The organism is Photobacterium sp. WH24, assembly GCF_019204055.1.
GTDB classification, from domain to species: Bacteria; Pseudomonadota; Gammaproteobacteria; order Enterobacterales; family Vibrionaceae; genus Photobacterium; species Photobacterium arenosum.
Genome location: NZ_JAGSOZ010000009.1, coordinates 12,133 through 24,782, shown reverse-complemented (window position 1 = coordinate 24,782; position 12,650 = coordinate 12,133). Strand labels below are relative to the sequence as shown.

The 12,650-nt window shown below is 51.4% G+C and carries 13 protein-coding genes; 3 read left to right on the top strand and 10 right to left on the bottom strand.

Annotated elements, in window-relative coordinates; all coding sequences use genetic code 11:
- Positions 1-48 precede the first annotated feature (48 nt).
- Genes KCG43_RS12295 through KCG43_RS12285 form a run of 3 tightly spaced genes read left to right on the top strand, consistent with a single transcriptional unit; the run spans position 49 to position 4,767 of the window.
- Positions 49-696 carry a transglutaminase-like cysteine peptidase gene (locus KCG43_RS12295; protein WP_218385217.1) on the top strand — a complete coding sequence of 216 codons (648 nt, stop codon included), beginning with the start codon at positions 49-51 and terminating at the stop codon, positions 694-696.
- A 13-nt stretch (positions 697-709) separates the two neighbouring features.
- On the top strand, positions 710-2,644 hold the full coding sequence (locus tag KCG43_RS12290; protein ID WP_218385214.1) for an EAL domain-containing protein: 1,935 nt from the start codon (positions 710-712) through the stop codon (positions 2,642-2,644).
- Positions 2,641-4,767, top strand: a complete 2,127-nt coding sequence (locus KCG43_RS12285) for a type I secretion system permease/ATPase (protein WP_218385210.1) — start codon at positions 2,641-2,643, stop codon at positions 4,765-4,767. Before KCG43_RS12290 ends, KCG43_RS12285 begins: the two co-directional genes overlap by 4 nt.
- A 90-nt stretch (positions 4,768-4,857) precedes the next feature.
- Here KCG43_RS12285 and KCG43_RS12280 read toward each other — a convergent pair whose 3' ends face one another.
- The 10 genes from KCG43_RS12280 to KCG43_RS12235 all read right to left on the bottom strand — a co-directional run bounded on the left by KCG43_RS12280 (position 4,858) and on the right by KCG43_RS12235 (position 12,607).
- Entirely contained in the window at positions 4,858-5,976 is a 1,119-nt protein-coding gene (locus KCG43_RS12280) for a M23 family metallopeptidase (protein WP_218385208.1), read from the bottom strand.
- A gap of 258 nt (positions 5,977-6,234) precedes the next feature.
- A complete protein-coding gene (locus KCG43_RS12275) occupies positions 6,235-6,606 on the bottom strand; it encodes a zf-TFIIB domain-containing protein (protein ID WP_218385207.1) in 372 nt (123 codons plus the stop codon).
- A gap of 195 nt (positions 6,607-6,801) precedes the next feature.
- Positions 6,802-7,275, bottom strand: a complete 474-nt coding sequence (locus KCG43_RS12270; RefSeq protein ID WP_218385206.1) for a heme-degrading domain-containing protein — start codon at positions 7,273-7,275, stop codon at positions 6,802-6,804.
- A complete protein-coding gene (locus KCG43_RS12265) occupies positions 7,272-8,312 on the bottom strand; it encodes an oxidoreductase (RefSeq protein WP_218385205.1) in 1,041 nt (346 codons plus the stop codon). Before KCG43_RS12265 ends, KCG43_RS12270 begins: the two co-directional genes overlap by 4 nt.
- Before the next feature lies 1 nt (position 8,313).
- Positions 8,314-9,081, bottom strand: a complete 768-nt coding sequence (locus KCG43_RS12260; RefSeq protein ID WP_218385202.1) for a DeoR/GlpR family DNA-binding transcription regulator — start codon at positions 9,079-9,081, stop codon at positions 8,314-8,316.
- A gap of 214 nt (positions 9,082-9,295) precedes the next feature.
- Positions 9,296-9,934, bottom strand: coding sequence for a leucine efflux protein LeuE (gene leuE, locus KCG43_RS12255; RefSeq protein ID WP_161456202.1), 639 nt, complete (start codon positions 9,932-9,934; stop codon positions 9,296-9,298).
- Between the two features lie 121 nt (positions 9,935-10,055).
- Positions 10,056-10,676, bottom strand: a complete 621-nt coding sequence (locus KCG43_RS12250) for a LysE family translocator (RefSeq protein ID WP_218385200.1) — start codon at positions 10,674-10,676, stop codon at positions 10,056-10,058.
- A 104-nt stretch (positions 10,677-10,780) separates the two neighbouring features.
- Positions 10,781-11,602: an AraC family transcriptional regulator gene (locus KCG43_RS12245; RefSeq protein ID WP_218385198.1), complete on the bottom strand. Its 822-nt coding sequence runs from the start codon at positions 11,600-11,602 to the stop codon at positions 10,781-10,783.
- A gap of 72 nt (positions 11,603-11,674) precedes the next feature.
- Entirely contained in the window at positions 11,675-12,022 is a 348-nt protein-coding gene (locus tag KCG43_RS12240; RefSeq protein ID WP_218385196.1) for a GFA family protein, read from the bottom strand.
- 63 nt (positions 12,023-12,085) lie between these two features.
- A complete protein-coding gene (locus tag KCG43_RS12235) occupies positions 12,086-12,607 on the bottom strand; it encodes a GNAT family N-acetyltransferase (protein ID WP_218385194.1) in 522 nt (173 codons plus the stop codon).
- Positions 12,608-12,650: the final 43 nt, after the last annotated feature.

The following is a 12,650-nucleotide window of genomic DNA, read 5'->3' as shown; positions in this document are numbered from 1 at the left end:
GCTTACTCCGGCCCCCTGCTGGCAACGCCAGTGACGCGGTGGCTGTTGATGACATGGCTATTACTTGCGCTCCCGCTGAATGCATTAAATGAACAGGATCAGGCGGTAATTGATCGCGTCACGGCTTTTTATGGTGAACGCGCAGGCAAGCGGATGATCGCCTGGCGGCAACTGCTGACTTCGGTATCCCATCAGCAGGATTGGCAGAAACTGGAGCAGGTCAACCGCTTCTTTAACCAACTCTCTTTTCTGAATGATATTGAAATCTGGGGAGAAAATGACTACTGGGCGACGCCCTTTGAATTTCTCGGTGCAGCAGGCGGCGACTGTGAGGACTTTACTATCGCCAAATATTTTTCGCTGCGTGAACTGGGTGTTGATGATCAGAAACTCCGCCTTGTCTATGTTAAGTCACTCAAGCTGAATCAGTTCCACATGGTACTGGCCTACTATGCCAGCCCGAGTGAGGTGCCTGTCCTGCTGGATAACCTGGACCCTGACATCAAGCCCGCTACCGAGCGTCGCGATTTATTGCCCGTCTACAGCTTTAACGGCAGTCAGCTATGGCTGATGAAACAGCAAGGACAGGGACAGCTCGCCGGTAAATCTTCTCGCCTGAAACGCTGGACCAACCTGAGAGAGCGCTTCGACGCGCAGAAACTGGCACGCCCGCTCATTAACCTGGACCAGCCATAGAAGGAAAGGACGCATGACACTCTACAGGCAAATCATTCTCTGGTTATTACTGGTCTTTGTGCTGCTGCTGGTGAGCGTGTTCTCGGTTCAGATTCACAATACCCGTAACTACCTGCTCAATCAGCAAACCATTGAGACAGACAATGCCGTGAATGCCGCCGGTCTGGCATTAACCCCTTATCTGGCTGAAAACGATTTGATTGGGGCGGAATCTGTGATTAACGCCATGTTTGACGGCAGTTTTTACCAGCGGGTTTCCTTGAACATTGTGACACCTCAGAGCCAGATCCTGAGGGAATACCCGCCGGGGGCTTTTGCGGTGCCCGGTTTTTTCCGCCGCTGGCTACCCATAGATCCGCAGACACGTTCAGTGACACTCACCAGTGGCTGGATGCAAACCGCCGAGCTGTCGGTGACCAGCAATCCTGCGGTTGCTTACCAGCAGCTCTGGCAAAGCGCCATTCAGTTATTTCTGGCCTTGTCCGCCATACTCGGTCTGGGTGCCGCCGCTTTACTGCTGGGCCTGAACCTGATTGTCCGCAAACCGCTTAACCGGCTTCGTACCAAAGCACAGGCCATTTCCCGTCATGACTTCGGGGCGCCGCTGCCCCTGCCTGCCACCAAAGAACTGCACGATGTGGTAGACGCCTTTAATCAGATGAACCAGCAGATACGCCACCATTTCAGGCAACAGGCTGAAGAGGCGGACAGGCTTCGCATTCAGGCTTATCGGGATGCCGTCTCCGGGCTGGCAAACCGCCGTTTTCTGATGTCAAAGCTCTCTGCACTTGTTCAGGATAAGGGCCACGGGGGTATCGTCTTGTTACGTGCCGACATCGTTAAAGACACATACCAGCAACAGGGATTCCGGGCCGGCGACAGCCTGGTGTCAGCCCTATCCCGCCAACTGACGACACTGTTTGCCCCGAAGGCCACTCTGGGCAGGCTCAATCAGTCAGAATTTCTCTATATCGGGCCGGCTCAGTCGCGAACGGACTTGACAGAGATTGCCAGACGTATGCTCGATATCACCGATAAATGTCATCCGGTGCAAGAGGGGGTGGCTGAACATAACAGCTGCGTGGCCGTTGTGATGAAAGAGAAGATCCATTCTGTGTCTGATTTGCTGGCAGCGGCAGACAATGCCGTCAATCAGGCGTCCACTCAGGCAGACCTGCCACTGTGTGTCACAGGCGACGAAATCAGTTTACCCACTTTTGGTCGCCAGCAATGGCAATCCCTAATTGCTCAGGCCATCAAATCAGATCAACTGACATTTAGCTTTCAAACAGCCATAGATCACAAACACCAGCCTTTATTCAGAGAAGTGTTTACCAGTGTTGAACACCAGGGCCAGACTTACCGGGCGCAATTTTTCCTGCACGCACTGGATACGCTGGAAGATGGCGCCAGCCTTGATCGTGATGTACTGAGCAAGATGGCAAAACACTTAGGCTATCGTGATGATACTTCTCTGGTGCCCTTAACCGTCAACCTTAGCCTCAGCAGCATTCGCACTGCGGGTTTTCTCCGCTGGCTGGCAGGGTTTATGGCCATGCACCGTCACCTTAGCAGCAAACTGTTGTTAGAAATTCCTGAGGCGGCTTTTGTTCAGCATTTTGAATTTACCAGCCTCCTTTGCAACATCATTCGTCATTATGGATTCCGCTTCGGTATTGATAACTACGGGCACCATTTCAGTACCCTTGGCTATCTGCAGCGATTTAAGCCTTACTATGTCAAACTGGACTACGCCTATACCGGTCAGTTAGATCAGGATATAAAAACCGATGTCCTTCGCGCTGTCACCCGGACCGCAGATAATCAGAATATACTGACCATCGCCACCCGGGTTGAAACCCAAGCACAGATGAATACGCTGGCGGCACTGTCAGTCAGAGGCTTCCAGGGCTATGTGGTCGACAGTCTGCTGAGGGTGTCACCATGACAGATCCTCTGCTGCTCGCTTTGATCTACGTCAGCCGCCACTATGGAGTAGCTAACACACCCGATGCGTTAATTGCCGACCTGCCGCTGCCAGACGGACAACTCACGCCCTTTCTGCTGCCCCGGGCCGCTGAAAAAGCCGGACTTGAAGCGAAAGAGGAAAAACTGGCGGTAGACAAACTACCGCCTATGCTGCTACCGGCCATACTGCTGCTAAAAGGTAACAGCGCCTGCGTCGTCGTCAGCATTAACCATGAAAAACAACAGCTTGCCATTCTATCGCCGCAGTTTGACAGCGAAGAGCGCTGGCTTTCTTTTTCAGAATTCAATGACAGCTATACCGGCCACCTGTTCCTGCTCAAAAAACGGTTTCGCTATGACGAGCGATCACCCGAACTGCTCAAACCCACTCAGGGCCACTGGTTCTGGGGCACCCTCTGGTTATCGAGAAATATCTATCGCGATGTGTTTATCGCCTCGATTCTGATCAACCTGTTTGCCATTGCCACGCCGTTGTTTACCCGGCTGGTTTACGACAAAATTGTGCCCAATCAGGCGTTTGATTCACTTTGGGTGCTGGCCAGCGGCATCACACTGATCTTTGGCTTCGACTTTGTGCTTAAGCTAATGCGCAGCTATTTCATTGATGTGGCAGGGAAAAAATCCGACATTCTGATATCCGCCAAGCTCTTTGCCAAAGTCATGGGTCTGCGAATGGAAGCCCGGCCTCCCTCTGTCGGTGCGCTGGCCCGGCATCTGCAGGAATTTGAAGCGATCCGGGAGTTTTTCACCTCGGCGACCATCAGTTCACTGATTGACCTGCCCTTTGCGTTATTGTTTCTGGTCGTGATCTGGCTGATTGCCGGTCCTCTGGTCATTATTCCCATTATTGCACTGGCCTTGCTGATCCTTTACAGCCTGCTGGTACAGCGGCCTTTGCGAAGAAGCATAGAAGAAGGCTCGCGCCTGTCGTCGCAGAAACACGCTAACCTGATTGAAAGCCTGTCCGGACTGGACACCATCAAACGCTTCGAAGCGCAAAGCCAGTTTCAGTACAAATGGGAAGAAGCGGTTGCCCACATGGCCAACTGGAGTATCACATCGCGACGCCTGACCGATTCGGTACAGAACACCGCCGGATTCTGCCAGCAATTTGTCACAGTCGGCATGATAGTGTTTGGCGTGTATCAGATTGCCGCCGGTGAATTAACCATGGGCGGTCTGATTGCCGTATCCATGCTCAGCAGCCGCGCGGTTGGACCATTGGTGCAACTGGCTTTGCTGTCTACCCGCTACCATCAGGCAAAATCTGCTAAAACGATTATCGAACAACTCATGGCTTTACCTGTCGAGCAAGAAGCTGATAAGCGATTTCTGCATCGTGCCTCCTTACAGGGCCGGATTCAGTTCAGTCAGGTCAGTTTTCAGTATCCCGGCCAGCAGCGTATGGCAATCAAAGACTTGGATCTGACCATAGAACCGGGGGAAAAAGTCGCCGTTATTGGCCGGGTCGGTGCCGGAAAAACCACCATAGAGCGTTTGATCATGGGGCTATACAAACCCTCGGCAGGTTCGATCAGCCTTGACAACACTGACATCGGCCAGCTGCACCCCACGGACATCCGGCACAATATCGGCAGCGTGCCGCAGGATCTGATGCTCTTCTACGGCTCTGTCCGCGATAACATTGCGTTAGGCCGCTCACAAGTCAGTGACGACGCCATTCTCCGAGCTGCTGAGCGGGCCGGCGTCACCGCCTTTACCCGACAGGATGAAGCCGGACTGGATCGTCAGGTCGGCGAAGGCGGGCAAGCACTCTCCGGCGGCCAGAAACAAGCCATCGCCATCGCCCGCGCCCTGCTCACCGAGCCCAAAGTCCTAGTTATGGACGAACCCAGCAGCAGCATGGACAACAAAGCCGAACAGGCACTCAAACAGGTATTAAACAGGCTCGACAATGACGAAACCCTGATCCTGTTCACCCATAAAACCAGCATGCTGGATGTCGTCGATCGCATCGTGGTTCTGGAGCAAGGCCAGCTCGTCGCCGACGGTCCCAAAGAGCAGGTACTGCAGCAACTTAGGGACGGAAAATTAAATGGCGGAAAAATGAGAACTGGGTGAGATCGGAGTGACATAAAATGCTCAATCAGTTCCTCCCCCTTGCCAAGGGGAGGGAATCTTTCGTGTGCAGTGCAAGCTCTGCTTCAATAATCACATGGCAGGATTATCAACCCGGCGCCAGAAGCATATTTTCTGATTGCTGCGCTGATCCACCAGCCAGGTATAGCTGCAGTTATCATCGTAACTGTAGCGGCCAGTCTGAACCTGATATGGCCCAAAGCTGGTGCCTTGCATCGACTGGAAACGCCCCTGATACAGCAGTGAAAAATGCAGATGTGGCCCGGTTGACGAACCGCCTTCACACAAAGCGGTCGAGCGATTGCTGGCGTAAGTCCCCAACTTGGTATTTTTGGTAACCCATTGACCGTTAGACACCTGAACACCATCCATGTGGTAGTAGTTTGTTCCCCACCCATTCGGATTGGTTACCCGCACCTGACAGCGTGATAAAACCGTGGCATAGCCGTCGTGAGCGGCGGTGACACTGTACGTCGCACCGCCCCAGGCCGGCCAGTCGTACGACACATCAATGGAAGAAAGTGGAAAGCCGGATCCACTGTGAGCATGCGGCCCGTTAGGTACCCAGCTGTAGCCCTGAAACCAGGGCATCTGCATAAAACCGGAAGGAGGAGCGAGCGTGCTGACTGCACGCGATTGCGCACGACTCTGACGCGTTGGCGCCGACTCGCCAAACCAGGCCACATAATGTTGCGACCATTCTGCTGCGCGCTGCGGATCATTCAGTGTGCTGAGAATCGCCAGTGTAGAGGCATTGGCCGGTAACACTGTGTCAGCCTCGTAGCGGTAAAAGTATTGCGAGAGATGGTTAGCAACGCGTTTAATCGCCTCTTTAAGCTGAATATCTTGTGCTTCATTAAAATCCGCATCCGGATGCCAGTCTTCCGTTAACAGGACAGTGACCAGTATGACTCTGGGATCGACACCCGTCGCGCCACTCCAGTGCATCAGGGTTTCTTTCAAAGCGATCCAGTTCGGGGCATAGCTATCAAAAAATGCCTGTTCATCAAACGGGTTCTGATAAGGTCTGAATACAAAATCTGCGTCAGAAACCAGAGACTGAACGTCCGTACCCTGATCAATGACTTGTTGAATGACCGGTGAACTGGACACAGCAGGATAAAGGTCATGAGCCAGCGCGACAGAACTGGCAATGAAAGGAAAAGCCACTAACGCTATCGATTTTTTCATCACTAATATCTCCAATTGCTTATATGCAATGTGGAGTTTGGCAGGCGGCGATGGCTTCAGAAAAATAATCTGCTGATTTGCGAGTTAACAGAAGATTGAATGTAAGTATTTGTAATTGACAGATAATGCAGTTTGATTCTGCGTGATATCTAACCGTAAGTGTGGCCACTTTTCTGGCTGGGCAGCCGCGAATGGAGCAGCGCTTGCAGGCGCATTACCATTCGCAGTGCCCTTCTAATGTACCAGGTTCAATGGCACTTACAGACGCTCTTCAACCAGGAAGCGCTTGAAGAAATCCGACAAATCGATTTTCGCCAGATCCTTGAACTCTCCGGCATCGTAAAAACGGCCTTTACAGGTCGGGCAGCTTTCAAACCAGATATGAGGCTGTTTCGGGTCAACCAGTCTTAGCAACTTATTGCTTGGGCAGACAGGGCATTCGATCTGATCGATGCCGTTAAATGTCTTACCGATCCCGGCATCCCCGATATCGACAGCATCGGCCAGCGGCTTCATTTTTTCGATTTCATACGCGTCCAGCCATAAACCTTTGCAAGCGGTACAGCGCTCAATATCACCCAGCGAGGTATTAATATGCTCAAACTTCGAATGACACTTAGGACATTGCATTCGAGACTCCTTTTATTATTGTCTTTAAATTCAGTTGCATACTACATTCATGCCGCAAATGAATAATAGACAAATTGTTTTATATCCTTCTGTTTTGTGATTCTCATGGAAATGTCATCGATTTCTGCCGCCATCGAAATGATGCTTGTCCGGCAGCTGCCGAAAAAAAGCCGCTCAGCGCGAGCGGCTTTGGCTTCAGTTTCCCTGCCGGGACTGGAGAATATGCTGCAAGGCATCCGTCACCAGTTGATGATCCTCTTCCTGAGGCAACCCCGATACCGTCACCGCGCCCACTAACCCGCAGCCTTTAATACGTAGCGGAAAAGAGCCGCCATGCGCGCAGTAATCCCGCGCATCTATATGGTGCTGGCTTTCAAACTCACGCTGTTTGCGGGCGTTATACTGTCCAAGGTAATAAGAGCTTTTACCAAACCGCAGCACGCTGTTGCGTTTGCGGCGAATCCAGTCCTGGTGATCCGGGTTCGTTTCTGGCATCGCATAGCTGAACAGGGTCTGGCCAAACGCGTACACTTCGATCGCGACACAGGCCTGCTTCGCTTCTGCAGTGGCTTTTAGCAACGAGCCCAGCGCCCAGGCGGTCTCATGATTAAACTGCCCAAGCTGCAAGTCCGCTTCCTGCTGCGCCAAAATGTCCAGTGTCAGCTTCATGCGTCCACCTTCATGGTCTGCCCTAACCGACTGCTTTCCATTGCCAGCTGAATCAGCCTGATATTCAGCAACGCTTCCTCAGCCGACACCGGGTTCGGAGAGCCTAAACGAATCGCGTCTGCAACACCGGCAAAATAATGCTGATAGCCTCCCAATTCAGTCGGAATAATTTGCGAGCCTTCTTCCTGATGCAACTGGCCATAGTTGGCTGCGTCCTCTGCTGCCCATTCTGGCTGCTCGGGTTTTACGCCGGCTTTGAGGTAATCTTCCTGTGGATCCAGGCCATATTTCTCGTATTTACCCAGTGAACCCAGCACTTTAAAGCGCAAATTCGGCTCCGGACTGTACAGGTTGGAATGCAGCTGGACCAGATGTTCAGGGTACTGAAGGATCAGGTTGTAGTAATCGACGGTTTTCGCACCCGGCCGCATGGCCATACACTGCGCCGTCAGTGCCTGAGGTTTGCCGAACAGCGCCAAAGCCTGATCCAGCAGATGCGGCGCCAGATCAAACAAAATACCGCCACCGTCTTCGGCCATTTCACGCCAGCGCTGACGCACCACAGGACGAAAACGGTCAAAGTGTGATTCAAAGTACTTCACCTCTCCCAGCCTGCCCGCTTCCACCAGCTTTTTCACTGTCAGGAAGTCGCCATCCCAGCGGCGATTGTGGAAGACACTCAGTACCAGCCCCTTCTCTTCGGCTAACGCAATCAGTGCTTCGCCGTCTTCCACTTTGGTGACAAAGGGTTTTTCGACGATGACGTGTTTGCCGTTTTCCAGCGCCAGTTTCGCCAGACGAAAGTGAACGTCGTTGGGCGCCGTGATGATCACCAGTTCGGCATCACTCTCGATCAGCAGGGCATCGGCATCACTGAAACAGGTCACGGCAGGATAATCGGCGGCAACCGCCGCTGTCTGACTGCTGCTGATAGCGGTCAGCTCCAGCTCATCCATCGCCGCAATGAAAGGCAGGTGAAAGGTTTTTGCAGAAAAACCGTAGCCAATGACTGCTGTTTTTACAGGAGAATATCGCATATCAAAGCTGTCCTTGTGTTGTGGAAGCCACGATCACTTGAATATCGTGGCTGTCAAAGAGTTCGGCATAAGTGGTTGTAAGTGGTTGGTCTGTGATTAGTACATCAATGCCATCCAGGCCGCAGACGTGATGAAAATTATTCTGGCCCAGCTTGTGCTGTTCACACACCACAACAACCTGCTGCGCCTGCGCCATCATGGCTTTTTTGAGCGAAGCTTCCTGCTCATTATTGGTCGATAAGCCATGTTCTGATAATGCGCAGACCCCGATAAAGGCTTTGTTTACCCGATAGTCAGCCAGCTGCTTCTCAGCCTGATGGCCTAACACAGCGCGGTGGAATGCATCAAATTTGCCGCCCAGCAAATGTACGGCAACATGAGGGTTGTCTGCCAGTTGCTGCAGGATATCGACAGAGTTAGTAATGACAGTAGCAGGCCGGTGAATGTATCGCGCCATTAATGTCAGTGTGGTGCTGGTATCCAGCAACAGATGATCATCATCGTCGATTAATTGTGCCGCGCACTGAGCCAGCCCTTGTTTGGCTTCACTGATCACTTTACCGGAATAGGGTTCAAGACGGGCCGATACCGAAGTTCTGACCGCGCCGCCACGAATACGCTGGATTCCCGGCTGCTGAGTAAGCTTCACCAGATCACGACGGGCAGAATCGCGAGAAACAGTAAACTGCTCGCAGATGTCATTGAGGGTCACCCTACCTTGCTGTTCTATCAGCGAAGTCAGATGAATTAGACGTTCTTCCTGAGTCATATACTCAAAACCACTTAAGTAATTTTAAGTCATTCTGACAGAGACGAAAGCAAGTGCCAATCAAATTCGTATTGAGTCATGAGTCATGAGTCATGAGTCATGAGTCACAGCTCATTTTATCAGCATGGTACTGGTGAGCCTGTAATAACCCAGAGCAGAGCAGGAGAAAGGTTCAGGGAACCTCTTCCTGAACCTTATTGGTGACTAATAAAACTTAGGCATTCGACATGGCCAGCCGGGCGGCAAAGCCGATAAACAGTGTGCCCATTAAGGCATTGCCTATCTTCTGCATGCCTTTGCTGGCGCGCACCAATTGGGTGATGTAGGCGCCCGCAATAATCAGCACGCTGAGAAAAATCAGGCTGATAATTTCAAGTACCGCCGCCAGAATAAGAAATGGCACCCCAGGGCTGGCGTAACTCATATCAATAAACTGCACAAAGAAAGACACATAAAACAAAATGGCCTTGGGATTGGTCAGGCTGAGTATCAGTGCTTTGCGAAACACCTTCTTGCCCTGTAAAGCCGGAGAAATCTCAGTCGATTCGCGGGACTGAAAAGCGCTGTATACAATCTTTCCGCCCAGAAACAGCAAATAAATCGCACCGAGATACCGAACCAGAGTAAACAAAATCGGCGTTGTCTGAATCAGGGTAGCAACACCGGCATAGGCGCAGAAAATTAACACAGCATCGCCGATAAACACGCCCGTTGCCGCCAGATACCCTTGCCTGATCCCCTGCCCCATACCGGTTTTCAGCACAAACAGAGAGTTAGGTCCGGGCAGCAGCACAATAAATATCGCGCCGACCACATAGGCCCAAAAATTCAACACCCCGTATTCCGCAAACATCGCCCCTCCCCCTTAATCACTTCAGACCATACTGATATACAGCAATATATACGTTTCAGTATTGTATGCAATCAGAGCATAAAATCGCGCATATCTTCAGCAACGCAGACACTTTCATGGGCTATAGCCAGTGTTGCCAAATGGGATTATCAACCAGCAACCAGATGGCTACTACCATCAGCGATGCGAAGTAAATATAGCCTTGTACTTTCTGGTTTTTGCTGTCGCCCGCCAGTTTTGCTAACAAGCCGCCAGCCCAGATCCACACCAGATGCATGGAGATATTGAGGATGGCAAGCCAGACCACTAACACCCAGACCGATTGTTCCCCGTATTCCTGATAGGCTTTTTCTGAAAACAGAGAAAACATCAGTAAGACCAGCAGCCAGCCTTTGCTGTTGAGTAATTGAATGATCACGCCATCGTAAAACCCTAAGCGCTTTTGCTGCCCGTTATGCTCAAGCAGGCTGGCTTTCAGAAAGCCAATGGCCTGGTAAATAATATAGATGGCTCCCGCGCACTGAAGTAACTGCAGCGCCAGCGGATACTCTTGAATGAGCGCGCCCAGCCCCAGCCCAATCAATAACGACTTAATCAAAAACACTGTGTCTATCCCCAGCAGCAATGGCAGAGACCGCCGGACCCCGACACTGGCCCCCGAGGCGGCAAACACGATATTCGCCGGCCCCGGACTGAACACTAATGGAAACATGACACCCAACCACAATAATAAGAAACTCATCCGTTTATCTCCGCTTAATTCAACACATCTGTTTCAAGTAACCTCAGGCTACACGGATAGGTTAAACATCGGGCAAAGTGGCTTCTTGTATGAAATTGCAATCGCTAAGGTTGGATAGCGTAATGCTTGGGAGGCACGCCAAAAGCGCGTTTAAAGTTGCGGGTGAAATGGCTTTGATCAAAGAAACCGCAGTGGAGTGCGGTATCGACACAGCTGTGGCCATCCAGTAATAAACTTTTTGCTTTCTGCACCTTTGTCAGCAGCAAAAACTGGTGCGGCGTCAGTCCGTAATGCGATTTGAATGCCCGGATGAGTTTGAATTTGGTCAGGCCACTCACGGTTTCCAGCTCATCCAGAGTCACGTTTTCTTGCCAGTTATCGTGCAGGTAGTCCCGGATAACGCCCGTATGCTTCTGAGCATTCCCAACCCTGTCAGCATCACGTCCGGCATTGCCGTATTGAGAAAACAAGGATTCAAACGCTACAGTCAGCAAAGACTGTTTAGTCAGCTCAAAACTGGTTGCTTCGAACGCCACATGCAGTTGAAGCAGCAAATCAAACAGAGCCGAATTGTTGATCACAGAGCGGCCGATGACAGGATCGACGGATTTCTCGCTGCCAGCAAAATGCTGTTCGATCATCTCCGGGGCGAAGTAAAACATCCGGTATCGCCACCCGTGCTCACTGCCCGCAAAACCCGTATGCACTTCTGAAGGATTGATAGCCACGATGTGACGCTGAGGCACCACAATGTTGCTACCCCGGTAAAATAACCCTTCCGCACCTTCCTCTATCACACCAATGGCCAGTTCTTCATGCCAGTGACGGGAGAATTCAAACTGAGTAAACGAGGCGGACAGCAGTTCGATACCGGAAAATCGCGCTGGCCGCCAAAGTGTAGAAAATTCCCTGTTTCCTGCGACCAACTCAGTCCCCTGTTTGTCTGTTCAACTACGCAACTACGCAACAGGTGACATCATCACACCAGCAAGATCAGATTACAACGACCGGCCATCAAAATGCGTCACCGGAATCGCATCCAGATCGATATCGTCAAGACAACGGATATTGATGGCGGCCATGGCATTGCCCTGCGGGTCACTCCCTTCCCCATAAGGATGAATGCCGCACGTCGGGCAAAACCTGTGCTGAATAACATGCTTGTTGAAGGTGTAAGTGCTTGCTGCGCTGTCTTGCGACAGCAGCTTTAATTCACTGCGGGGCACAAACCACAATAACGAACCTTTTCGCTGACAGATAGAGCAGTTGCAAGCCAGAGCTTCCTGTATATCACCTTCGACCTCAAAAGCGACATTGCCGCAGTGGCAGCTTCCTTGATATTTCATCGTCTTTCTCCCGTCGATTTCATTTCATGCCAGCTTGACCGCGACAGCTGTTTTCAATCGGTATCAGTATAGCTGGCTGAAAAACGGGGATGACTCAAATCGCTTTTCCATCCAGAGCGAGCTGATGTATTCACCCTGTTTTCTGGCATAGTCATGAAAGACACCAACCTCACGAAAGCCAAATTTCTGATGCAGCGCCACCGATGCTTCGTTTGGCAAAGCAATGCCAGATAAGGCACAGTGCACCGGCTGAGTCGCTAAAGCATCAAGTAAGGTTTTCATTAATGCGCTTCCCAAACCGTGCCCCTTCGCATCTGGGTGAAGGTAAATGGTCACTTCAACGGTTTCTGCAAAAGCGGGACTGGGCCTATAAGGCTGGCTGCAGGCAAACCCCATCACTTGATGGTTTTCGAGGGCAACGAAAAGCTGGTGCGGAGACTCGGGACGGAATTGCGTAAACCACTCATTACGATTACCCAGTGTCATCGGCTCGGTTTCAAATCTGGCGTTCGTGTGCTCAATGTAATGATTAAAAATAGCTGTGATCGCGGGGATGTCGGTGATGGTGCCAGAGAGTATGTTCATTGGATGTAGTCCGCATTCTATTACCAACAAAAAGAAAAAAGCC

Excerpts from the sequence above, each read along its gene's own strand:
- KCG43_RS12295 (WP_218385217.1), top strand. The coding sequence starts at position 49 with ATGACATGGCTATTACTTGCGCTCCCGCTGAATGCATTAAATGAACAG.
- KCG43_RS12290 (WP_218385214.1), top strand. The coding sequence starts at position 710 with ATGACACTCTACAGGCAAATCATTCTCTGGTTATTACTGGTCTTTGTG.
- KCG43_RS12285 (WP_218385210.1), top strand. The coding sequence starts at position 2,641 with ATGACAGATCCTCTGCTGCTCGCTTTGATCTACGTCAGCCGCCACTAT.
- KCG43_RS12280 (WP_218385208.1), bottom strand. The coding sequence starts at position 5,976 with ATGAAAAAATCGATAGCGTTAGTGGCTTTTCCTTTCATTGCCAGTTCT.
- KCG43_RS12275 (WP_218385207.1), bottom strand. The coding sequence starts at position 6,606 with ATGCAATGTCCTAAGTGTCATTCGAAGTTTGAGCATATTAATACCTCG.
- KCG43_RS12270 (WP_218385206.1), bottom strand. The coding sequence starts at position 7,275 with ATGAAGCTGACACTGGACATTTTGGCGCAGCAGGAAGCGGACTTGCAG.
- KCG43_RS12265 (WP_218385205.1), bottom strand. The coding sequence starts at position 8,312 with ATGCGATATTCTCCTGTAAAAACAGCAGTCATTGGCTACGGTTTTTCT.
- KCG43_RS12260 (WP_218385202.1), bottom strand. The coding sequence starts at position 9,081 with ATGACTCAGGAAGAACGTCTAATTCATCTGACTTCGCTGATAGAACAG.
- leuE (WP_161456202.1), bottom strand. The coding sequence starts at position 9,934 with ATGTTTGCGGAATACGGGGTGTTGAATTTTTGGGCCTATGTGGTCGGC.
- KCG43_RS12250 (WP_218385200.1), bottom strand. The coding sequence starts at position 10,676 with ATGAGTTTCTTATTATTGTGGTTGGGTGTCATGTTTCCATTAGTGTTC.
- KCG43_RS12240 (WP_218385196.1), bottom strand. The coding sequence starts at position 12,022 with ATGAAATATCAAGGAAGCTGCCACTGCGGCAATGTCGCTTTTGAGGTC.
- KCG43_RS12235 (WP_218385194.1), bottom strand. The coding sequence starts at position 12,607 with ATGAACATACTCTCTGGCACCATCACCGACATCCCCGCGATCACAGCT.